This is a genomic window from Fructilactobacillus myrtifloralis (assembly GCF_024029335.1).
In the GTDB taxonomy this organism is placed as follows: Bacteria; Bacillota; Bacilli; order Lactobacillales; family Lactobacillaceae; genus Fructilactobacillus; species Fructilactobacillus myrtifloralis.
The window spans coordinates 1,334,395-1,357,420 of the sequence record NZ_CP097116.1; the positions used below are offsets into that span (position 1 = coordinate 1,334,395).

The window sequence follows — 23,026 nt, forward strand, 5'->3', positions numbered from 1 at the left end:
TAAGTAAGTATGTTATGCTAAGCCTAGCAAATGATGAACCATAAACGAGGTGGAAAAAATGACCAAAAAATATGATGTAATTGTAATTGGAGCCGGTCCAGCCGGGATGACAGCGGCTCTCTACGCTTCTCGGGCGGAACTATCAGTTCTGATGCTCGATCGGGGTGTCTACGGTGGCCAGATGAATAATACGGCCGAAATCGAAAACTACCCCGGTTTTAAATCAATCTTAGGACCGGATCTATCGGAAAAAATGTACGAAAGTAGCACCCAATTTGGGGTGGAATACGCCTATGGTGAAGTTCAGGACGTACAGGTGGATGGAGACCGGAAACTGGTTAAAACCGCCGATGATGAATTTGAAGCTCCAGCAGTCATCATTGGGTCTGGTTCCGAATACCGGAAGCTAGGGGTTCCTGGTGAAGAGCAATACGGTGGCCGGGGGGTTTCTTACTGTGCCGTTTGTGACGGGGCTTTCTTTAAGAACGAAGACGTCGTCGTTGTCGGTGGTGGTGACTCTGCCATTGAAGAAGCGACCTACCTGGCTAACCTAGCCAAAAAAGTGACGGTAATTCACCGCCGGGATACACTCCGGGCCCAAAAAATCCTCCAAGAACGGGCCTTTGCGCGCGATAACATTGACTTTATTTGGAATACGAATGTGACTGAGATTCTGGGTAACGACCAAAAGGTCTCCGGCGTGGCCCTCAAGAATAACCAAACTGGGGAAACCAGTGAATTTCCAACGGCGGGGATCTTTATCTACGTCGGGATTTTACCGATTACCGGAGCCTTTAGCCACCTTGGAATTACGGACGAGCAGGGCTGGATTGTGACCAACGATCAGATGGAAACTGCCGTCCCAGGAATCTTCGCGGTCGGAGACGTTCGGAAAAAGCACCTGCGTCAAATTACCACAGCCGTTGGTGATGGAGGCGTCGCTGGACAAGCGGTCTTTGACTACGTGGAATCCGTTAAAAGTAAATAATCTAAGAAAAGAAGGACTTTGCGGTGCTTCTTTTTTTATTTGGCGAAAGTATGTTCGTGTGCTAAGATGGAACAGACTGAAGCGCGCTGTCACCGGCTATTGGAGCTCGGTGGGGACGCTTTCCATTCTGAATTAAAACCAGGTAAAAGAGGACAAACATGGTTACAAAAACACAGAAAAAATTTGACTTGGTGTCCAGCTACCAACCAACTGGAGACCAACCGACCGCCATTAAAAAAATTGATGCCGGCGTGGCGGCCGGCGATAAGGAACAAACCCTCTTAGGGGCCACGGGAACCGGGAAAACGTTCACCATGGCGAACATCATTCGGGATCAAAACAAGCCCACGCTCGTGTTGGCGCACAACAAAACGTTAGCTGGCCAGCTCTATAACGAGTTGAAAAAGTTTTTCCCGCATAACGCGGTTGAATACTTTGTTAGTTACTATGATTTTTATCAACCGGAAGCATACGTGCCGTCGAGTGATACGTACATTGAAAAGGATGCTTCCATTAACGACGAGATTGATCAGTTACGCCACGCGGCCACAAGTGCCCTGTTGTCACGAAATGACGTGATTGTGGTGGCGTCCGTTTCCTCCATTTTTGGACTAGGGAATCCAGAAGAGTACCAAAATCATACCGTTTCTTTGCGGGTCGGTGACGAAATGGAGCGCGATGTTTTGTTGCGCAAGCTCGTTAACATCCAGTTTCAGCGTAACGACATTGATTTTGACCGGGGTCGGTTTCGGGTGCACGGGGATACGGTCGAGGTGTTCCCAGCCTCTGGAACCCAGAATGCCTACCGGATTGAATTCTTTGGTGATGAAATTGACAAGATTACCGAAGTTAATACCCTTACGGGAGAAGTGATTGGGGAACCAGAAACCGTAACGCTGTTCCCGGCAACCCACTTTTTAACGAACGATGAAATTATGCAAGTGGCGCTTCCAGAGATCAAAACCGACATGGAAACCCAGGTTAAGAAACTTGAACAAGGCGGGAAGTTACTCGAAGCCCAACGCCTGAAACAACGGACCACCTATGACTTAGAAATGATGCGTGAAATGGGCTATACGTCCGGGATTGAAAATTACTCGCGTTACATGGATCGCCGGAAACCGGGAGAACCACCGTACACACTCCTGGACTTCTTTCCCAAGGACTTCTTGATGTTTATTGATGAATCCCACCAAACGGTGCCGCAAATTCGGGGGATGCTCAAGGGGGACCGGGCCCGCAAAAAGCAACTCATCGATTACGGGTTCCGGCTCCCGAGTGCCTATGACAACCGGCCGTTGAACTTTGCTGAGTTTGAACGCCACATTCACCAGGTGATTTACATGTCGGCCACTCCGGGTGACTATGAGTTAGAACACAGTACCCAGGTCGTGGAACAGATTATTCGACCAACCGGCTTACTGGATCCGACGGTGGAAGTGCGGCCGACGAAGGACCAAATGGATGATTTACTCGGGGAAATCAATGCCCGGGTGAAAAAGAACCAACGCACCTTTGTGACGACCTTGACCAAGAAAATGGCGGAAGACCTGACCGATTATTTGAAGGATTTGGGGGTTAAGGTTAAATACCTGCACAGTGACATTAAAACCCTCGAACGGACCCGAATTTTACGGGACTTACGGTTAGGGAAGTTTGATGTCTTAATTGGGATTAACCTGTTGCGAGAGGGAATTGACGTTCCAGAGGTTTCACTGGTAGCAATTCTGGATGCCGATAAGGAAGGCTTCCTACGAAACGAACGGTCTTTAATTCAAACGATTGGGCGGGCCGCCCGGAACGAAGACGGACACGTAATTATGTACGCCGATCACATCACTGACTCGATGCAGGCGGCGATGGATGAAACCAAACGGCGGCGGACGAAGCAGATTGCGTACAATCAGGAACACCACCAGACGCCGCATACAATCATTAAGCCAATTGAAAAGGTGATTTCTGCTTATAAGCAAACGGAAGATGATCACTATAATAAGGAAAAGCCGTTTGTGGAATCCGACTTTGAGCAAATGACCACCAAGGAACAACGGGCGGTCTTGCAAAATCTAAGTGATGAGATGGAAACCGCGGCGCGCCAGTTGGACTTTGAACAAGCCGCTAACCTGCGGGATACCATTAAAAAACTGAAAAAAGAACTGGATTAAAAAGAAGTGAGGTGCCTGCCATGGCTAATGATGTGATCAAAATTCGGGGCGCACGGGAACATAATCTCAAGGACGTTAACGTTGATATTCCCAAGGAAAAACTCGTCGTGATGACGGGGCTTTCTGGTTCGGGAAAGAGTTCGTTAGCCTTTGATACGTTGTATGCGGAAGGCCAACGGCGCTACGTGGAAAGCTTGTCTTCCTATGCGCGCCAGTTTTTAGGCCAGATGAATAAACCAGACGTGGATTCCATTACCGGCTTGAGTCCGGCAATTTCGATTGACCAAAAGACGACGTCGAAAAACCCCCGTTCGACGGTGGGAACCGTCACCGAAATTAATGATTATTTACGGCTCCTGTGGGCCCGAGTGGGAACGCCGGTTTGCCCGAACGATGGGACCGTAATTCAAAGTCAATCGGTCGATCAGATGATTGATCGAATCATGGAGTTGCCGGAACGCACCAAGCTCCAGATTTTATCGCCGATTGTGCGGTCCAAACGGGGTCAGCACAAAAAGGTGTTGCAACGCATCAAAAAGGAAGGGTTTGTCCGGATCATCGTGGATGGAGAACAACACGATGTGAATGACGAACTGGAATTAAGTAAAAATCAGCGTCACGACATTAGCATTGTGATTGACCGAATCGTGGTCAAACCGGGCATTAACGCTCGGTTATCTGATTCATTAGAAACAGCCCTGCGGTTAAGCGATGGGTACGCCACCCTCGACTTTTTGGGTCAACGGGAACCAATGCTCTTTTCCGAACACTATTCGTGTCCGCTCTGTGGCTTTACGGTCGGGCAGTTAGAACCGCGGCTCTTTTCCTTTAATTCGCCGTTAGGAGCTTGTCCTGAGTGTGATGGCCTCGGGGTGAAACTCGAAGTTGATGAGGACCTCGTGATTCCCGATCCAACTAAAACCCTCCGGGAAGGGGTGATTGAACCGTGGAATCCGATTAGTTCGAAATACTATCCGACGTTACTAGAACAAGCGGCGGCGGCCTTTAAGATTGATCTGGATACCCCGTTTGCCAAGTTACCCGCTGCCCAACGCGAATTGTTATTGCACGGTTCCAACGGCAAACAGTTCCACTTTCATTATGAAAATGATTTTGGGGGCGTCCGGGATGCCGACGTTCCGTTTGAAGGAGTCATGACCAACATTGCGCGCCGGTACCGTGAAACCAGTAGTGACTTTACCCGCGATCAAATGCGCAAGTACATGCGGGAACTAACTTGTCAGGCTTGTCACGGCTTGCGGTTAAATCCGAAGGCTCTGGCAGTGAAAGTTGACGGGCTTAGCATTGCGGAAGTTTGTGAGCAAAACCTGACGGATGAATTTAACTTCTTCCAGCAAGTGACCCTCGGCGAACAAGCCACCACGATTGCCAAACCGGTGATTAAGGAAATTAGTGACCGGTTGGACTTCCTGTTGAACGTGGGCTTGAGTTATTTGACGCTTTCCCGGGCCGCACGCACACTGTCCGGGGGTGAAGCCCAACGGATTCGGCTTGCCACCCAGATTGGTTCGAATTTATCAGGAATTTTATACGTTCTAGATGAACCTTCGATTGGCTTGCACCAGCGCGATAACGATCGGTTAATTAAATCACTAAAACAGATGCGGGACCTGGGCAACACCCTCGTGGTGGTGGAACACGATCACGAGACGATGCTGGCTGCGGATTACCTGGTTGACGTTGGTCCCGGAGCCGGAGAAAACGGGGGGCGCATCATGGCGACTGGTACGCCGGCGGAAGTTGCGCAGAACCCCAACTCGTTAACCGGGCAGTATTTATCCGGCCAGAAGTTTATTCCGGTGCCACTTAGGCGGCGGTCGGGAACTGGAAAAGCGGTTACGATTAAGGGCGCACGGGCCAATAACCTCCAAAACATCACGGTGCAATTTCCACTTGGAGAGTTCAACGTGGTGACGGGGGTCTCTGGCTCCGGAAAGTCGACGCTCGTAAACGACATTTTAAAACGAGCGTTGGCCCAGAAATTAAACCACAACGCGGCCAAACCAGGCCGGTACAAATCAATTACCGGTTACCAACAGATTGAAAAGTTAGTTAGCATCGATCAAAGTCCGATTGGGCGGACCCCGCGCAGTAACCCGGCGACCTATACGGGCGTGTTTGATGACATTCGCGACCTGTTCGCTAAAACCAACGAAGCGCAGCTCCGGGGCTATCAGAAGGGCCGGTTCAGCTTTAACATCAAGGGGGGCCGGTGTGAAACCTGTCGTGGGGATGGAATCCTTAAGATTGGGATGGATTTCCTACCGGATGTGTACGTTCCCTGTGAAGTTTGCCATGGCAAACGGTATAACGCTGAAACGTTACAAGTTGAGTACAAAGGCAAAAACATTGCTGAGGTGCTTGATTTGACGGTGCAAGAAGCTCTCGATTTCTTTACCGCGATTCCGAAGATTACGCGGAAATTGCAAACGATCGCGGACGTGGGCTTAGGCTACGTTAAACTTGGTCAAGCGGCGACGACCCTCTCGGGAGGAGAAGCCCAGCGGATGAAGTTAGCCTCAGAACTACACAAGCGCTCCTCGGGAAAGAACTTCTACATTTTGGATGAACCGACGACCGGTTTGCATACCGACGACGTCAAGCGGCTCCTACAAGTCCTGCAGGCACTGGTTGACGAAGGCAATACGGTGTTAATCATTGAACATAACATGGATGTGATTAAGCAGGCCGACCACGTAATCGACCTGGGTCCAGAAGGGGGCGCCGCTGGTGGGCAAGTTGTGGCCACCGGTACGCCAGAAGAAATTGTGCAGGTTGCCGCCAGCTATACGGGGCAATACTTAAAACCAATTTTAGCGCGTGATACGAAACGCACGCAGGCACAGGCAAAATAACTTACTAAGAATCGTCAGTGACGGTTCTTTTTAATTAGGGATGAAACACCCGGTATGTTATACTGAAGCAAAGTTTGGAGGCTAGGACGATGCGAAAAGATGATCAGTTAGTTGTCATAACTGGAATGAGTGGGGCCGGGAAGACCAAAGCATTACAAACCTTTGAAGATTTGGGGTATTTTTGCGTGGACAACCTGCCAACGGCGTTGATGGGTAAATTTACGGAATTACTGCGGACGTCCAGTGAAATTAACCAGGTGGCCGTGGTGTTGGACCTCCGTTCGGCCAAGACCAGTCAAGAAGTGGTTCAGACGTTATTAAAAATGGCGCAAAGTCAAAACGACCACGAGACGGTGCTCTTTTTAGATGCAGCGACCGAAAAATTAGTGTCCCGCTACGAAGAAAGTCGCCGGGACCATCCCCTCGCCCGGAACGGTCGGGTTGTGGATGGAATCGAAAAGGAACGGGAGCTGCTAGCAGGGGTGCGCAAGCACGCAAACTGGGTGATTGATACTACGAACCTCAAGCCCCAGGATTTACGGGCGCAGATTATCCAGCGCTTTGAACACCATCAGTTTGAACAATTCCACGTGGAATTAATGTCATTTGGGTTTAAGCACGGCTTGCCACTGGATGCTGACATGGTCTTTGACGTCCGCTTCCTTACGAATCCCTATTATCTGCCGGAACTACGCGAGCAAACGGGACAGGATCGGGCGGTTTATGACTACGTGATGCAACAACCCAGTGCCGACGAATACTTTAACAAGGTCTTATCGTTGCTGGAGTTTGAGTTACCCCAGATTAGACAAAGTTCAAAGGCTAGTGAAACAATCGCGATTGGATGTACCGGGGGACAACACCGCTCGGTGGCCATGACCGAACGCCTAGCTCACCAGTTACGGGAACTCGGCTACGTTGTAAACGTAACGCATCGTGACATTCAACGGCATAAAGGAGCATCGTAATGGTAGATAAGGTGGCAAAACGAATTGATCGACCCCGAATGGTTGTGATTGGTGGGGGAACGGGCTTGCCCGTCATTTTGCGCAACTTAAAGAAGCGGGACGTTGACATTACCGCCGTGGTAACGGTGGCCGATGATGGCGGCTCCTCCGGGATTTTACGGAATTACATTAACGTGTTACCACCGGGAGACATCCGGAACGTGTTGGTGGCGTTATCGACGTTACCGCAATTGGAATTAGATATCTTTCAGTACCGGTTTAAATCCTCCGACAAGTTTTTATCGGGACACGCGATTGGAAACCTAATTATCACCGCGCTTTCAGAAATGGAAGGGGGCTTCTTTGAGGCCGTCCAGGTGCTAACCCAGATGATGCGGGTGGACGGGCATGTCTATCCGGTGTGTGATGAGGAACTCGTGTTGCACGCCGAGTTTAGCGATGGTAGTACGTTAGCCGGAGAAGCCGAGATTACGGCAGCTAAAAAGCTGATTAAACGGGTGTGGGTGGAAGCGTCAACCAATGATCACACCCCGCAGGCCGTTCCCGCGGTAATTGATGCCATTATGAATGCCGATCAAATCGTCTTAGGGCCCGGGAGTTTGTACACCAGTATCTTGCCTAATTTAATGGTTAGTAACGTCGGCAAGGCGGTCATGGCGACGCCCGCAGAGGTGGTTTATATTTGTAACATCATGACCCAAAAGGGCGAAACGGATCACTTTACGGATGCCGACCACGTCCGGGTGCTAGACCGCCAGTTAGGTCAGCAGTTTGTCGACACCGTGTTAGTCAATAACCAACCGGTCCCCGCGAGCTACATTGACCACCAACGCTGGGGGGATGAATCCCAACCGGTGCGTCACGATTACCAGGGGCTTAAGGACCTTGGGTGTCGGGTGATTTCGTCTGATTTCTTGGAACTAAAGCATCACGGAGCCTTTCACAACGGTCAATTAGTTTCTGACGAGCTAATTCGGCTCCTCGGGCAACCGAAATTTAACCACTAGGAGAAAAGCGAATGTCGTATGCAAGTGACGTTAAAAAAGAGTTAACCCGCCTGGAAGTTCATCGCAACAACGCCAAAGCAGAACTAATGGCCCTGATTCGCATGAACGGGACTTTAAAGCTCTCCAATAAGCAGTTATCCCTGGAAGTGCAATCGGAAAACTCGGCGATTGCACAACGGATCTACCGCTTACTGATGCAGTTTTATCACATTCGGGCGAACGTGGTGGTGCGTAAAAAGATGAAGCTCAAAAAGAACAACCTCTACGTCGTCCGGGTTCGCCACCAGGTGGAGGAGTTACTGGACGACCTGGGGATTCTTGATCACTACCAAATCCGGGAACGGGTGCCGGTTGAACTTTTAGAAGATGATTTGCAGGTGCGTTCGTACCTTCGGGGCGCGTTTTTAGCCGGTGGTTCCGTGAATAATCCACAAACATCGCGTTATCACTTAGAAATTTACTCGGTCTATGCCGATCACAGTGAGATGTTGACCGAGATGATGAATCAGTACCACTTGGGGGCCAAGCAAACGAAGCGACGCAGTGGCTACATCGTGTATTTGAAGGAAGCCGAAAAGATTGCCGATTTCCTCCAGCTAATTGGGGCCACGAATGCAATGTTGAAGTTTGAGGACATCCGGATCGTGCGCGACATGCGGAACTCGGTCAATCGGTTGGTTAACTGTGAGAATGCTAATATGAATAAGGTGGCCAACGCTTCGACCCAGCAAATCGAAAACATCCATTTGATTCAGGACCGGGTGGGCTTAGAATCCTTACCGCCCAAACTCCGTGATGTGGCAGAAACCCGCTTAAAACACCAGGAGGTCAGCCTGAAAGAACTGGGGAACCTCGTGGCTAATGGCCCAATTTCCAAATCAGGGATTAACCACCGGTTACATAAGTTGAACGAGGTGGCAGAAAAATTACGTACGGAAGCATAAAAAAACCACGAGCATTTAATGCTCGTGGTTTTTTAGTTCGCGTTATTTTTTGTCATCACTGTTTTTCATGATGCCATCAATCAAACCGTAATCAACGGCTTCAGAAGCGGTCAGGTAATTATCCCGTTCCGTATCGCGATCGATTTTTTCTAGTGGCTGGCCGGAGTGTTCTGCTAAGAGCTTGTTAATCATTTTCCGTGCTCGCAGAATTTCCTTGGCAGCAATTTCAATTTCAGTTTGTTGCCCTTGGGCCCCACCAGATGGTTGGTGAATCATGATTTGGGAGTGGGGGAGGGCAAACCGTTTCCCCTTGGTCCCAGCCGTGGCTAGGACACTAGCCATGGAAGCAGCCATCCCCATGACGATCGTTTGCACGTCAGCTTTGATGAAGTTCATGGTATCGTAGATGGCCATCCCAGCGGTAATCACACCACCGGGTGAGTTGATGTAAAGGTAAATGTCCTTATCGGAATCTTGGGCATCCAAGAAGAGAAGTTGCGCAATCACGGCGTTGGCCATGTTGTCTTCAATTTCTCCGGAAAGCATGATAATGCGATCTTTTAGTAATCGTGAGTAGATGTCATATGCGCGTTCACCTTGAGGTGAGTTTTCAACGACAGTTGGAACTAATGGCATAGTTGAATCCTCTCTTTCTTATTTAAGTTTAATTGGAATTTTTTAATTCGTAAGTTCATCTTACAATGATGGTCAACCAAGGTCAAACAAAGAGCTTGAGAGAAATTAAATTCTAATTGTAGTAATATAATGAATATATGTGTTTATTCTTTGATTTTTTCAGAAAAATCAGCTAATGTATCAATTTTAACTTCCATTCCAGTGTCTTCAGATAAGACATCCTTTAATAAATTCATTTTTTCCTTATATTTAGAATCATCAAGGTCTATATTATTTATAACTATCTGAATATTCTTATTTTTCAATTTATTTTTTACATGTGTTACTTGAAAGGAAAGTTTTTCTAAAGCATTATCTAAAGAACTATCTTTTTTGTAATCAAAAGTAAAAGGGGCAACTACTGAATTTTTTGTTTCTATAGTAAAAACAGGTTTTTTATTGTTTTTAGAAAAAATTTTACAATATACATTAGTTAAATGAGCGTCAGTGTTTTTTATCTGCTTTTTTAATAAAGCATTGACTTTATCAACAGTAATTCTTTGGTTTTTAGGTGAATCATAATATAAATATGTTTTTGTTAAATCGTTGATCTCTTCTTTTAAAGGTTCACTTATCTCAATTTGAAATACTTTACTAAACCAAAATTCATTAACATATGGTTTTGTTTTTTCTTCCAAGTAATTGTCATTTTTAATAAATTCAAAACGATCATCATTATCTAAATTTAAATTATCACTATCAAATTCATAACTTAAAGATTTAAATACTATATCTATATAATCGGGATCATATTCATCATCAAAATAATATATTCTTTGTTTATTATTAGTCTTTTTAAATTTGCTTATAGGGATATCTGGACAATGAAAAACAATGCCAACATTAAGAGATTCATCTCTAATTATATCTGGGGTATATTTTAAAATTGAATAATAAAGTTTATGTTTCATTGTTTTCTCCTCCTTTCCATCCTGGTAATTCATATCTAATTTGATTTAAGATTCCATTATAATTAGCAAATCTAAATTTAACAAATTTTTTGCATTGATCTATTTCATTTTGAGGAATACTCCATTCCGAAGGAATGTTAATAAAAAAATTTTCAAAATCATTATCTTTTAATTTATTGATTTTTTGGCATATTCCATCAAATGGACTATTTCCATGAATATATTGGTTTAAGTAACTAAAATATTTTTGTCCTTCTAATTCTATTAAAAGGGGTGGTGTTATTGAATCCTGAATTAATTCGCTGTTAGTCCATAAACCGTTTCTAATTATATGTGTATGGTCTATCATATATATTTTTTTATTTTTTTTATTGTATATTAAATTACCCGGATTACTATATCTGTCCTCATTTAACATTAACTCGTCAAATAATAAGATACCGGGGATATCATCTTTATTAGAAGAAGAACTAATTAGAAGTGGATTAATATTAGTAATACCCTTAGTATATTCAACCGCAAAGCAGGGACCACTACATATATTCAAATCACTTATTTTTTCATCATTGCAACTCTTAATCGCTTCATTTGAAAGGTTGGCTATATCGAAATTTAATATGGGAAGTCCTAATTTTTTTGCAATTCTACTAGAAATTAACTCATTGAATGCAAATTTATATGTTTCAGTATAGTTATTAAATGTTTTTAAAATATACAATTTTTTGTTGTTTGCTGAAGCTAAGACAGGTTTTGTAACTCCGGCATTCATTAATTTATTAATACTAACTATTTCTATAATATTAATCACTCCCCTTCATATGTACTAATTTCATTAAAAAATATATTAAATTAAGTAGATGAAAGTTAGATTTATTTTAGCATAAACTAATACCTTTTATTTGAAAATTAGATATTATATAAGCTTAGATATGAATAAAAAAGCAGGTGACCGTCGTCACCTGCTTTACAATGCGCCACGAGGGAATCGAACCCCCATCTCAAGAACCGGAATCTTACGTGCTATCCATTACACTAGTGGCGCGTCAGAACACTCTTATTATATTAACGGAAATCACCAAAATAATCAACCCTTAAATTAAAAGTGTTTTAGTTGCATTCAAAAGGCGATTTGCTATACTAAAAATCGTAGTTGGCAAGCGACCGGCTACTAATACACGGGTTATAGCAAGCTATCCTGGTTGGGAAGGGAATCACTGACATTTCCTGACAAAAGTGGTACTATAATTATGTATTAAAATTTAGATATTCCTGAAGGAGGAAGCCGATTATGACTGTAAAAATTGGTATTAATGGTTTCGGACGAATTGGTCGTCTTGCATTTCGTCGGATTCATGAACTTGGTGCAGAAGGGATCGAAGTTGCAGCAATCAATGATTTAACAACCCCTTCAATGTTAGCTTACTTATTGAAGTATGATTCTGTTCACGGTCGTTTCCCTGGTAAAGTGGAATCAACTGAAGACTCAATCATCGTTGATGGTAAGAGCATTCCGGTTTACGCAGAACGTGATGCAAAGAACATTCCTTGGGTTAAGAACGATGGTGTTGACTTCGTACTTGAATGTACTGGATTCTACACTTCCAAAGAAAAATCACAAGCACACTTGGACGCCGGTGCTAAGCGGGTCTTGATTTCAGCTCCTGCTGGTGACATTACTACGGTTGTTCCAGGGGTTAACTTGGACGTCTTGAGCCAAGACGACAAGATCGTTTCTGCTGGTTCATGTACTACTAGTTGTTTAGCACCAATGGCTTACTGGTTGAACAAAGACTTCGGTGTTAAAGTTGGTACCATGACGACTGTCCACGCTTACACTGCTACTCAAGCATTGCAAGATGGTCCACGGAGCGCTAAGTTTGCTAACAACCGTTCTGCTGCCGTTAACACCATTCCTCACAGTTCTGGTGCTGCTAAGGCCATTGGTTTGGTTATCCCAGAATTAGATGGTGCTTTGAAGGGTCACGCACAACGGGTTGCTACGATTGACGGTTCTTTGACTGAATTAGTATCTGTTCTGGACAAGAACGTTACGGTTGACGAAGTTAACGATGCCATGAAGAGCCACGAAAACGAAGCTTACGGTTACAACGATGACTTTATCGTTTCTTCAGACATCATTGATGATGACCACGGTTCCATTTTCGATCCTAACCAAACTGAAATCGTTGAAAACGATGGTTTACAATTAGTTAAGACGGTCGCTTGGTACGATAACGAATGGGGCTTCACTTGTAACATGGTTCGGACTTTACTTAAATTCGCTACAATGTAATTTAACGATAAGTCGCTCAACTTAATGTTGCTGAGAAAAGGCGGAGGAGGGGAAACCTCCCCCGCCTTTTTCTTTAATCTGAAGTAAGAAGGAGGAAATAGCATGAGTAAATTAATCATTGATGATTTAGATTTAAAAGGGAAAAAGGTATTAATGCGGGTCGACTTTAACGTTCCGATTAAGGACGGAGTGGTTGGCGATGACAACCGGATTGTGGCCGCTTTACCATCCATCGAATGGGTGATTGATCATGGTGGCAAAGCCATCTTGTTCTCTCACTTAGGTCGGATTAAATCAGAGGATGACAAGCCGGGTCTGTCACTACGTCCGGTAGCTGAAAAATTATCCCAGTTATTAGGCAAACCAGTAACCTTTGTGCCCGTTAACGAAGGACCACAACTGGAAGAAGCCATTGATAACATGAAAGATGGCCAAGTTTTACTGGCTGAAAACACTCGGTACCAAGATGTAATCGACGGTAAGCAAGTCAACCGGGAATCGAAAAACGATCCTAGTTTAGGTGAATACTGGGCTTCACTTGGCGATGTGTTTGTAAACGATGCCTTTGGGACTGCCCACCGGAGCCACGCTTCAAACGTTGGAATTGCAACGGCCATGGAAAAAGCCGGCAAACCCGTTGCCGCTGGTTTCTTGCTCGAAAAAGAAATTAAGTTCCTCGGGAATGCCGTTGACAATCCAAAACATCCCTTTGTTGCCATTCTTGGGGGAGCCAAAGTTTCTGACAAGATTGGTGTGATTGATCACCTCTTAGATAAAGCCGACAAGATCATTATTGGTGGGGGAATGACCTACACCTTCTACGCTGCTAAGGGAATTGGCGTAGGAAACTCGTTGGTAGAAAAAGACAAGATTGACGTTGCCAAGGAAATCTTGAAAAAGGGTGGCGACAAGATTGTGCTCCCTGTTGACTCCGTTTGTGCGGACAAGTTTTCTAATGACGCTAAAACGGAAGTTGTCGATGGCTCGATTCCGGATGGCATGATGGCCTTAGACATTGGTCCAAAGTCGATTAAACTCTTTGAAGACGTGCTTAAAGGTGCCAAGACGGTCGTTTGGAACGGCCCAATGGGTGTCTTTGAAATGCCGAAGTTTGCCGAAGGGACGTTGGCCATTGGTCGCTTCCTCGGAACTTTGAAGGATGCTACGACCATCGTTGGTGGTGGTGACTCCACGGCCGCTGTAAAGCAGTTAGGGGTTGCTGACAAGCTAACCCACATCTCAACTGGTGGGGGAGCTTCCTTGGAATACCTCGAAGGCAAGACCCTTCCAGGGATTGCTTGTGTTTCGAACAAAGATTAACTTTGCAAAGACTAACTCGAATTTCGAGTTAGTCTTTTTTCTTTGGGGTGATTGCTAGTTATTTCGCCGGTTTTCCGCTAAAATTGAACTAAGGAAACGAGAGGAGAAAGAAAACATGAGAACTCCCTTTATTGGCGGAAATTGGAAAATGAACTTATCGTTACAAGCAGCCACCGAATTTGTGGAAACCATTAACAACCAGATTCCCCCGGCGAGCGAGGTTGAAACGGTATTAGCAGCTTCCCCGTTGTTTTTACAGACGATGCTGGAGCATAACGAAAGTCCCTTACAGGTGGCCGCGGAAAATTGTTACTATGAAGACGAAGGGGCCTTTACGGGTGAAGTTAGTCCGAAGGCGCTTAGTGAGATGGGAATTAAATACGTGATCGTTGGCCATTCCGAACGGCGGAAGTACTTTCATGAAACCAACGATTTAATCAATAAAAAGGTTCAGGCGGTGTTTCGGAACCACATGTATCCGATTATTTGTTGTGACGAAACGATGGGTCGCTACGAAAATGGTGATCACATCTCCTGGATGGTAAATCAGGTGACGGCCGCCATTCAGCAGGTTGCAGCCACTGACATGCGGCATGCGGTGGTCGCCTACGAACCTAGTTGGGCGATTGGCACGGGGCACACCGCTCCCGCCGACGCAGCGGAAGAGGGTTGTTACCTAATTCGGCAAACGATTGCGGACATTTATTCGGATGAAATCGCAAACCAGGTTCGGATTCTTTACGGTGGTAGTGTCAATGCTGAAAACATTCACGAACTGATGAAACAACCGGATATCGATGGGGTGCTCGCGGGCAAAGCAAGCCTCTCACCGCAAGAATTCGTGCAATTAGCCAATTTCAACCACACCAATTAAATTGGTGAAATTGATTGCAAAGTGATTTTTAAAACTGTAAAATTTAGGTGGATAGAGAATAGTTTACTAACTACTAAGGAGATTTATTATGTCAATTATTTCTGATGTATACGCACGCGAAGTCCTTGACTCTCGTGGAAATCCAACGGTGGAAGCCGAGGTTTACACAGAAGACGGTGCCATGGGACGGGGAATCGTTCCTTCTGGAGCCTCAACTGGTGAACACGAAGCCGTTGAATTACGCGATGGCGACAAGAGTCGTTACATGGGTAAAGGGGTAACGAAAGCCGTTGCCAACGTTAACGACAAGATTGCGAAAGAAATCATCGGTTACGATGTGACTGACCAATTAGGCATTGATCAAGCAATGATCAAGTTAGACGGTACTCCTAACAAAGCTAAGTTAGGGGCCAACGCGATCTTGGCAGTTTCAATTGCTGTAGCTCGTGCTGCTGCCGACGAACTGGGAACTCCTTTGTACAACTACTTGGGTGGTTTTGATGCCCACGTTCTCCCAACTCCAATGATGAACGTGATTAACGGTGGAAAACACGCTAACAACAAGGTGGACTTCCAAGAATTCATGATTATGCCAGTTGGGGCCCCAACTTTACGGGAAGCCGTTCGGATGGGTTCAGAAACTTTCCATAACTTGAAGGCCATCCTCAACGAACGTGGTTACTCCACGGCTGTTGGTGATGAAGGTGGATTCGCTCCCGACTTGAAGAACAATGAAGAACCATTTGAAATCTTGGTAGAAGCCATCGAACGAGCTGGCTACAAACCAGGTAAGGATATCTGCATTGCCTTTGACTGTGCTGCTTCTGAATTCTACAACACGGAAACGAAGAAGTACGACTTGGTTGGAGACGGCAAGTCCTACACAGCTGCTGAATTCGTAGCCTTACTTGACTCATTAGTTGACAAGTACCCAATCATTTCGATCGAAGACCCACTGGACGAAAACGAATGGGAAGACTGGAAGGTTGCCACTGCTGAACTTGGTAAGAAAGTTCAAATCGTTGGTGATGACTTGTTTGTAACGAACACTGAATACCTTGAAAAGGGAATTAAGATGCACGTTGCAAACTCCATCTTGATCAAGTTGAACCAAATTGGAACGCTTACGGAAACGGTGAACGCGGTTAACATGGCTAAAGAAGCTAGTTACACGGCCATCATTTCTCACCGGTCTGGTGAAACGGAAGACACGACCATCTCTGACTTGGTAGTGGCCCTCAACGCCGGCCAAATCAAGACTGGTTCCATGAGTCGTGGTGAACGGATTGCGAAGTACAACCAATTGATGAGAATCGAAGATCAATTAGGTTCCGTTGCCCAATACAAGGGAATCAATTCATTCTACAACCTTGACCACACGGCCCGGGAAAACATCATTAACAAATAATTATCACTAAGAAAAGTCGTTGGTATTCGTGCTAACGGCTTTTTTTCTGGTGAGAATGCTTCTCTGTGGTTAGAATAGTGCTTGCCAATGTGTTATAATGACGTATATGATGATTAGACCGTGAATAGCTGTCTAGGAGGAATTTTTGTGGCTAATTTTTTAATGATTATTCTATGGATTGTGAGCGTGCTCATTATCGGCGCCGTTTTAATGCAACCATCGAAAAATAATGATGCAATGGCCTCATTTACCGGCGGTGCCAGTGATTTGTTCTCAGAATCAAAATCACGTGGATTTGAATCTTTTATCCAAAAGGTAACTGTCGTATTAGGGATTTTATTTTTTGCCATTGCCCTAATTTTAATGTGGATGGCTCAACATTAATTAAAAACTCCTGTGCCTACACAGGGGCTTTTTTTATATTAAACGAACGGGGATTCTCCCGTGGCGTGGGAAATTGAACTAGAAAAAAGAGGAAATTACCGTGCAAGATAATAAACTAAAACAAGAAATTGCGGATGTGCTCCGCAATCATCCGAACGTCAGCTTTGACGTAGAAAAAATTGCGGATGAATTAAAGTACCATGGTTCAGCAGCGTTTAAGCTGATTGTCCAAGAACTAGCAGAATTGGAACGAAATCGGGTCGTGGTGGTTACGAACGACGGGAACTTTAAAATTAACCCGAGTGAACTTACCCACGAGGGGGTTTTTCACTCGAATCCCAAGGGATTTGGGTTCGTGGCGTACGACGAACAACTTTCAGATGCCTTTATCGCACCCGATGACACGATTAATGCGATGAACCTTGACCGGGTCGCAATGCAAATCACCCGTCCAGCCCAGAAAAATTCGGATCGGGGACCCCAAGGGAAAGTGGTAGATATTTTAGAGCACCACTACGACCACGTGGTTGGAGAATTTTTCACGACTGCTGATGACCAGGGGTATTTAGGTCAGGTTAAACTCCGTGACAAGAAGTTAACCGGGATGAAATTTTACGTGACCGATGCGGGACTCCATCCGACTCCTGGAGAAGTGGTGACAGCCGACATCACGGAGTATCCCAATGCTAAGCATCCTGATTACATGGTAGGGGTAGCCAAACAGGTTATCGGAAGTGTGGACGATCCTGGAATTGACATCCTCCAAATTGTGTACGCCAACGACGTCCCATCACAATTCCCAGAGGATGTCTTAGAAGCGGCTGATGCGATTCCAGACCACGTCCTCCCAGAAGAAACGGTGGGACGCGAAGACATTACGGACCAAGACTTGGTGACGATTGATGCCGAAGAATCCAAGGATTTGGATGACGCGGTTACGGCATGGAAGTTACCTAACGGGAATTACCACTTAGGGGTCCACATTGCGGACGTTAGTCACTACGTTAAGCAGGGCAGTCTGTTAGACCAAGAAGCCTACACGCGTGGAACGTCGGTTTATTTGACGGACCGGGTGATTCCGATGCTCCCACGGCGGTTGTCCAACGGGATTTGTTCTTTAAACGAGGGTGAACTGCGACTCTGTATGAGTTGTGACATGGAAATCACGCCCCAAGGTAAGGTGATTAAATCACGGATTCATCCGAGTGTGATGCGGTCGACCGCCCGGATGACTTACAATGCTGTGAACGAAATCTTGGAAAATCACGATCCAGAGACCCGGGCCCACTACGCGGGCTTGGTTCCCATGTTTGAAACCATGAACGAATTGCACCAGATCCTGTATAAAGCCCGGCGCCAGCGGGGAGCCATTGACTTTGCGGATGATGAGGCTAAGATTATTGTCGATGAAGCCGGCCATCCCATTGACATTCAAGTCCGGACGCGAGGGACGGCTGAACGCATGATTGAATCATTTATGTTGGCGGCCAACGAAACGGTGGCAGAAACCTATCACAAGGCGAAGGTGCCGTTCATCTACCGAATCCATGAGAATCCAGATCCGACTCGGATCAAGGACTTCTTTGAGTTCCTGACCGCCTTTGGGATTAACGTCAAAGCCGATCCTGACCATTTGCAACCAAAGACGTTGCAAAATATCCTGTCGAAGGTGGAAGGAACTCCGGAAGAAGCAGTGGTTTCTGTGATGTTGCTACGGAGTATGCAACAGGCGAAGTATAACGAGAAGTGCGTTGGCCACTTTGGATTAGGGGCCGATTACTACACCCACTTCACCTCACCCATCCGGCGGTATCCGGACATGTTCATTCACCGCTTGATTCATTACTATGAAGACAATGGGATCAATAACGTTACGAAGCAAACTTATGCGAACGTGGTTAGTGACGTGGCCATTCACTCATCGGAAACGGAACGCCGGGCGGTTGATACCGAACGGGACGTAGACGCCATGATGAAGGCCGAGTACATGAGTAATAAGATCGGGGAAGAATTCGACGGAGTGGTTAGTTCCGTGCTGAAGTTTGGCGCCTTTATTGAGCTCCCGAATACGGTTGAGGGCTTGGTCCACATTAGTCGAATGACCGATGATTACTATGAGTACGTGGAAAAGTACATGGCCCTCGTGGGGCGCAATACGAAGCGGACCTTTAAGATTGGCCAGGACGTGCGGGTCAAGTGTGTCGGGGTTGACGTCGATCAGAGTACGGTTGATTTTGAAATCGTTAATCCAGAAGCAACCCCAACGAGCGAATTGCTCCCCAAACGGACGCACCGCAAGAACTTTAAAAAGCAGTCGGCCCGGGGATCACATGCGCCGAAGTCTGCTAATAAAGGCGCTAATGCTAAGGATCACAAGCATCAATTTACAATTCAAAAACGGAAATAAACTAAGGATGGAATGAGAATGGCGCATACGAAACAAAAGCCCAATCACGATAACGTGATGGCCACGAATCGGAAGGCTCGTCATGATTATTTTATTGAGCAAACCTATGAAGCGGGGCTCGCCCTGACGGGAACGGAGATTAAATCGGTTCGGGAACGGCGCATTAACCTCAAGGACGGATTTGTTTCGGTTCGCAACGGGGAAGCCCTCCTCATGAACGTGCACATTAATGAGTACACGGAAGGAAACCAGTTTAATCACGATCCGTTGCGGACCCGCAAGTTATTACTGCACAAGCGTGAAATTAAGCAGTTGAGTGCGGCCGTTCAGACCAAAGGGGTGACGATTGTACCGTTAAAGGTTTATTTAAAGCATAACTTTGCCAAGGTCTTAATTGGAGTTGCTAAAGGTAAACACACGTACGATAAACGGGAAACCATTAAACGGCGCGATCAGCAACGGCAAATTGAACGGGTAATGAAACATTATTAAAGGACGGGGAACCGTTCTTTTTTTGTTATAATGGGGGTGAGCGCTGAAGGGAGGCTTGGAAATGAAACGGTTCATTGATAATGATTGGTGGCCCATTTTAAAACCAGAGTTTGAAAAACCGTACTACCAGGAGTTACGGCGCTTTTTAGTGTCTGAATACCAAACGCACACCGTCTATCCGGCGATGCAACGGATCTTTCAGGCATTCGAATGGACGCCGTTTTCGGCCACCAAGGTGGTCATTCTGGGACAAGATCCGTATCATGGCCCGCACCAGGCGATTGGATTGAGTTTTGCGGTGGAACCAAACGTGGCGGTGCCCCCGTCGTTGCGAAACATCTATAAGGAACTTGAGAACGACCTGGGCATTAAACCAGTTCAGCACGGTTATTTAAAACACTGGGCTGACCAGGGCGTGTTACTCTTAAATTCTGTCTTAACGGTCAGAGACGGCCAGGCCTACTCACACCAGGGGCATGGTTGGGAACAACTGACCGATTATGCAATCGCGAAGTTGTCCGAACGACCGGAACCCGTGGTGTTTATCCTATGGGGCCGGTCAGCTCGCAATAAAATTAAGTTGATTGATCAAACGACGAACGTGGTCATTCAATCCGCGCATCCCAGTCCCCTGTCAGCGAATCGGGGGTTCTTTGGCTCCCGGCCGTTTTTGAAGACGAATGCGGCACTCACAGCAATGGGTGAAACGCCCATTGATTGGCAATTACCAGCACAGGTCACGATGGCCAACTAGGAGGTAACCATGGATTTATTTGAAAGTTTAAAGACAAAGGTTAAAGGCCAAGACATCCAACTCGTTTTTCCCGAGGGAAATGACGAACGGATCATCCTGGCAGCACATCAATTACTAGAGGATGAGGTTGCCAAACCCATCTTGCTGGGTCAAGAAGCTGAAATCGCCCAAACGGCGCAAAAGGTCAATGCCAAGCTCGATGGCATCAAAATTTTGGACTACCAAAACATTGATAGTGACCAAACCGAAGCAATGGTGCAAGCCATTGTGGACCGGCGTGGTGGGAAAACTTCCGCAATGGAAGCCTTAGAATGGCTCAAGGATCCTAACTACTTTGGAACCACCATGGTCTACATGGGGCAAGCTGATGGGATGGTTTCTGGAGCAATTCATCCAACGGGGGACACGATTCGTCCGGCCCTACAAATTATTAAAACAAAACCAGACGTTAATTTAATTAGTAGTTCTTTCATTATGCAAAAACACGATGCCCGGTTTATCTTTGCCGATTGTGCGATTAACATTGCGCCAACGGCCGAACAACTTGCCGAAATCGCAACCGAAAGTGCGAAAACCGCTAATTTGTTTGATATTGACCCACGGGTTGCCATGCTGAGCTTCTCCACCAAGGGCTCGGCCAAGGGAGATGCGGTAGAAAAGGTTCAGCAAGCTACCGAATTAGCCCACCAACAAGCTCCGGAGTTACCGTTAGACGGAGAATTACAGTTTGATGCCGCTTTAGTTCCAGCCGTTGCGAAAGCAAAGGCACCGGATTCTGAGGTTGCTGGCTCTGCGACGGTCTTTGTCTTCCCTGATTTACAATCCGGAAACATTGGTTACAAGATTGCTCAACGTCTAGGGGACTTTGAAGCCATTGGACCAATCCTCCAGGGATTGAATAAACCGGTTTCAGACCTCTCGCGGGGTTGCAGCGCCGCTGATGTATATAAAGTGGCCCTGATCACTGCGACGCAGGCGTTATAGAGTAGGCGAGCGGAATGGCAGAAACAATTGAAGTTACGTCCGCAGCGCAAACCGAACAGCTGGGGGCCCAGCTTGCTTCGCACCTGCAAGCTGGAGATGTGTTACTGCTTGATGGCGATCTTGGAGCGGGGAAAACCACCTTTACGAAGGGAATTGCCCGGGGTCTCGGGATTCGGCAAACCGTGAAAAGTCCGAGCTTTCCGATTATTCGGGAGTACCAATCCGGACGCCTGCCCCTGTATCACATGGACGTGTACCGGCTTGAAACCGGGGGTGCCGCTGACTTAGGGCTCGACGAATACTTTGCGGGTTCAGGAGTCAGCGTTGTCGAATGGTCCCAGTTTGCGGCTGATGAATTACCCACGGACTATCTCCGGATTCAGTTTCAGCGCCATGATGATGTCGGTCCAGACGACCGGACGGTGACGTTCATTCCCCAAGGAGACCGGTTTACCACGGGCTTACCCGGTTGGGAGTTAACCCATGACTGAAGATTTCGAGGTTGGATTACGGGCAGCAGTAGCCACGGATGCCGCTGCGTTGTTGCAGTTAGGAGCGCAGTTGCAGGACGAATCAGCGTTTGTGGTGATTGACGCGAACGGCCACCCGCCCACCGTAGCGGAGGAAGCTGAGGCGATTACCCAACTGAACAGTTCGGGTACCAACCTGATTGTTGTGGCGACGGTTGCAGAGAAGCTCGTGGGACTTGTGACAATCACTGAAACCGATCCACAGCGGGGCGAACTCGGGATTGCGGTCCTGTCCGCGTATCAAGGGCTCGGGTTAGGGACCGCTTTAATGGACGTGGCGGTGGAGTGGTTGCAGACGCAAAGTCACCTAAACCACCTGTGGCTGACCGTGAACGTTCACAACCAACGAGCAGTCCGGTTGTACCACCGGCAGGGGTTTCACGTTACCCAAACGGACCACGATCTGCTAACCATGGAACATTAAACCTAACTAAAAACGACCACTCGCTAACTGGATAATCGGTCAGCGAGTGGTCGTTTTTTCGTTGTGCTCGTAATTAGACGTTGGTGATGAAGGGTTGTAGCGCTGGAACGCCAAACTGGCGCGCCTCCGTCAGGAGAATCTGGGCGCAGGCCTGGCTATCCGCTAGGGCGTTGTGATGGTGTTGTAAGTCAATCCCGAGTTGTTCACTAACGGTGTTTAGTTTGTGATTTGGAAATTCCGGGTAGAATTTCCGGGAAGTTTTAACGGTATCTAAAGTTTGGTAGTGCGGGACCGGGAGTTCATAGCGTTCGATGCTCTTTTTTAACACACTATTGTCAAAGCGATTATTGTGGGCAATCACGAGCCGGTGGGGTCGGAAAAAGGGTTTGATGATTTCCCACACCTCAGGGAAGGTGGGTGCCTTTGCCACATCACGCTGGTGAATTCCGTGCACCTGCACGTTGCGCCAGTTAAAGCTCGTTTCCGGATTAATGAGGGAGTAAAATTCGTCCACAACTTGATCATCACGGACCACCGTCAGTGCCACTGAACAGGCACTGGCCCGTTTACTTGTGGCGGTTTCAAAATCAATGGCAACAAAGTTCATGAATGGGCCTCCTCC

The 23,026-nt window shown here is 46.6% G+C and carries 21 protein-coding genes and 1 tRNA gene; 17 read left to right on the forward strand and 5 right to left on the reverse strand.

From position 1 onward, the window contains the following. Positions 1–58: 58 nt before the first annotated feature. The 6 genes from trxB (at position 59) to whiA (ending at position 8,948) form a co-directional block, all read left to right on the forward strand. Positions 59–988: a thioredoxin-disulfide reductase gene (trxB, locus tag M3M35_RS06625; RefSeq protein WP_252749862.1), complete on the forward strand. Its 930-nt coding sequence runs from the start codon at positions 59–61 to the stop codon at positions 986–988. Positions 989–1,146: 158 nt separating this feature from the next. Continuing rightward, positions 1,147–3,153: an excinuclease ABC subunit UvrB gene (gene uvrB / locus M3M35_RS06630; protein WP_252749863.1), complete on the forward strand. Its 2,007-nt coding sequence runs from the start codon at positions 1,147–1,149 to the stop codon at positions 3,151–3,153. A gap of 20 nt (positions 3,154–3,173) precedes the next feature. Continuing rightward, the gene (gene uvrA / locus M3M35_RS06635) at positions 3,174–6,029 is read left to right on the forward strand and encodes an excinuclease ABC subunit UvrA (protein ID WP_252749864.1); all 2,856 of its coding nucleotides are present in this window, start codon (positions 3,174–3,176) and stop codon (positions 6,027–6,029) included. An 89-nt stretch (positions 6,030–6,118) separates the two neighbouring features. Next, positions 6,119–6,997, forward strand: a complete 879-nt coding sequence (rapZ, locus tag M3M35_RS06640; protein ID WP_252749865.1) for an RNase adapter RapZ — start codon at positions 6,119–6,121, stop codon at positions 6,995–6,997. Further along, complete coding sequence (locus tag M3M35_RS06645; RefSeq protein ID WP_252749866.1) at positions 6,997–8,004, forward strand: gluconeogenesis factor YvcK family protein; 1,008 nt, start codon at positions 6,997–6,999, stop codon at positions 8,002–8,004. The genes rapZ and M3M35_RS06645 overlap by 1 nt, the downstream gene beginning before the upstream one ends. 11 nt (positions 8,005–8,015) lie before the next feature. Next, positions 8,016–8,948 carry a DNA-binding protein WhiA gene (gene whiA, locus M3M35_RS06650; protein WP_252749867.1) on the forward strand — a complete coding sequence of 311 codons (933 nt, stop codon included), beginning with the start codon at positions 8,016–8,018 and terminating at the stop codon, positions 8,946–8,948. 42 nt (positions 8,949–8,990) lie between these two features. On the opposite strand, the gene clpP is transcribed toward whiA, so the two are convergent. From clpP to M3M35_RS06670, 4 genes are all read right to left on the reverse strand, one after another. Further along, entirely contained in the window at positions 8,991–9,584 is a 594-nt protein-coding gene (gene clpP / locus M3M35_RS06655) for an ATP-dependent Clp endopeptidase proteolytic subunit ClpP (protein WP_252749868.1), read from the reverse strand. A gap of 143 nt (positions 9,585–9,727) precedes the next feature. After that, positions 9,728–10,534 (reverse strand): DUF3037 domain-containing protein, encoded by an 807-nt coding sequence (locus M3M35_RS06660; protein ID WP_252749869.1) that lies wholly within the window; start codon positions 10,532–10,534, stop codon positions 9,728–9,730. After that, a complete protein-coding gene (locus M3M35_RS06665) occupies positions 10,524–11,342 on the reverse strand; it encodes a HipA family kinase (protein WP_252749870.1) in 819 nt (272 codons plus the stop codon). Before M3M35_RS06665 ends, M3M35_RS06660 begins: the two co-directional genes overlap by 11 nt. A gap of 162 nt (positions 11,343–11,504) precedes the next feature. Next, a tRNA-Arg gene (locus M3M35_RS06670) sits at positions 11,505–11,576 on the reverse strand. Positions 11,577–11,822: 246 nt separating this feature from the next. Between M3M35_RS06670 and gap the strand changes: the two genes are divergently transcribed. From gap to M3M35_RS06725, 11 genes are all read left to right on the forward strand, one after another. Beyond that, positions 11,823–12,827, forward strand: coding sequence for a type I glyceraldehyde-3-phosphate dehydrogenase (gene gap / locus M3M35_RS06675; protein WP_252749871.1), 1,005 nt, complete (start codon positions 11,823–11,825; stop codon positions 12,825–12,827). A gap of 102 nt (positions 12,828–12,929) precedes the next feature. After that, the gene (locus tag M3M35_RS06680; RefSeq protein ID WP_252749872.1) at positions 12,930–14,147 is read left to right on the forward strand and encodes a phosphoglycerate kinase; all 1,218 of its coding nucleotides are present in this window, start codon (positions 12,930–12,932) and stop codon (positions 14,145–14,147) included. Between the two features lie 115 nt (positions 14,148–14,262). Continuing rightward, the gene (gene tpiA, locus M3M35_RS06685; RefSeq protein WP_252749873.1) at positions 14,263–15,021 is read left to right on the forward strand and encodes a triose-phosphate isomerase; all 759 of its coding nucleotides are present in this window, start codon (positions 14,263–14,265) and stop codon (positions 15,019–15,021) included. An 88-nt stretch (positions 15,022–15,109) separates the two neighbouring features. Next, entirely contained in the window at positions 15,110–16,429 is a 1,320-nt protein-coding gene (gene eno, locus M3M35_RS06690; RefSeq protein ID WP_252749874.1) for a phosphopyruvate hydratase, read from the forward strand. A 147-nt stretch (positions 16,430–16,576) separates the two neighbouring features. Continuing rightward, positions 16,577–16,813 (forward strand): preprotein translocase subunit SecG, encoded by a 237-nt coding sequence (secG, locus tag M3M35_RS06695; RefSeq protein ID WP_252749875.1) that lies wholly within the window; start codon positions 16,577–16,579, stop codon positions 16,811–16,813. 100 nt (positions 16,814–16,913) lie between these two features. Further along, a complete protein-coding gene (gene rnr, locus M3M35_RS06700; RefSeq protein WP_252749876.1) occupies positions 16,914–19,220 on the forward strand; it encodes a ribonuclease R in 2,307 nt (768 codons plus the stop codon). 18 nt (positions 19,221–19,238) lie between these two features. After that, a complete protein-coding gene (gene smpB / locus M3M35_RS06705) occupies positions 19,239–19,712 on the forward strand; it encodes an SsrA-binding protein SmpB (protein WP_252749877.1) in 474 nt (157 codons plus the stop codon). Between the two features lie 61 nt (positions 19,713–19,773). Then, positions 19,774–20,466: a uracil-DNA glycosylase gene (locus M3M35_RS06710; protein WP_252749878.1), complete on the forward strand. Its 693-nt coding sequence runs from the start codon at positions 19,774–19,776 to the stop codon at positions 20,464–20,466. Between the two features lie 9 nt (positions 20,467–20,475). After that, positions 20,476–21,450, forward strand: coding sequence for a phosphate acetyltransferase (gene pta / locus M3M35_RS06715; protein ID WP_252749879.1), 975 nt, complete (start codon positions 20,476–20,478; stop codon positions 21,448–21,450). A 14-nt stretch (positions 21,451–21,464) separates the two neighbouring features. Continuing rightward, positions 21,465–21,941 (forward strand): tRNA (adenosine(37)-N6)-threonylcarbamoyltransferase complex ATPase subunit type 1 TsaE, encoded by a 477-nt coding sequence (gene tsaE / locus M3M35_RS06720; protein WP_252749880.1) that lies wholly within the window; start codon positions 21,465–21,467, stop codon positions 21,939–21,941. Continuing rightward, complete coding sequence (locus M3M35_RS06725; protein ID WP_252749881.1) at positions 21,934–22,404, forward strand: GNAT family N-acetyltransferase; 471 nt, start codon at positions 21,934–21,936, stop codon at positions 22,402–22,404. The genes tsaE and M3M35_RS06725 overlap by 8 nt, the downstream gene beginning before the upstream one ends. A 73-nt stretch (positions 22,405–22,477) precedes the next feature. On the opposite strand, the gene M3M35_RS06730 is transcribed toward M3M35_RS06725, so the two are convergent. Then, positions 22,478–23,011: a 3'-5' exonuclease gene (locus tag M3M35_RS06730; protein WP_252749882.1), complete on the reverse strand. Its 534-nt coding sequence runs from the start codon at positions 23,009–23,011 to the stop codon at positions 22,478–22,480. Between the last annotated feature and the right edge of the window lie 15 nt (positions 23,012–23,026).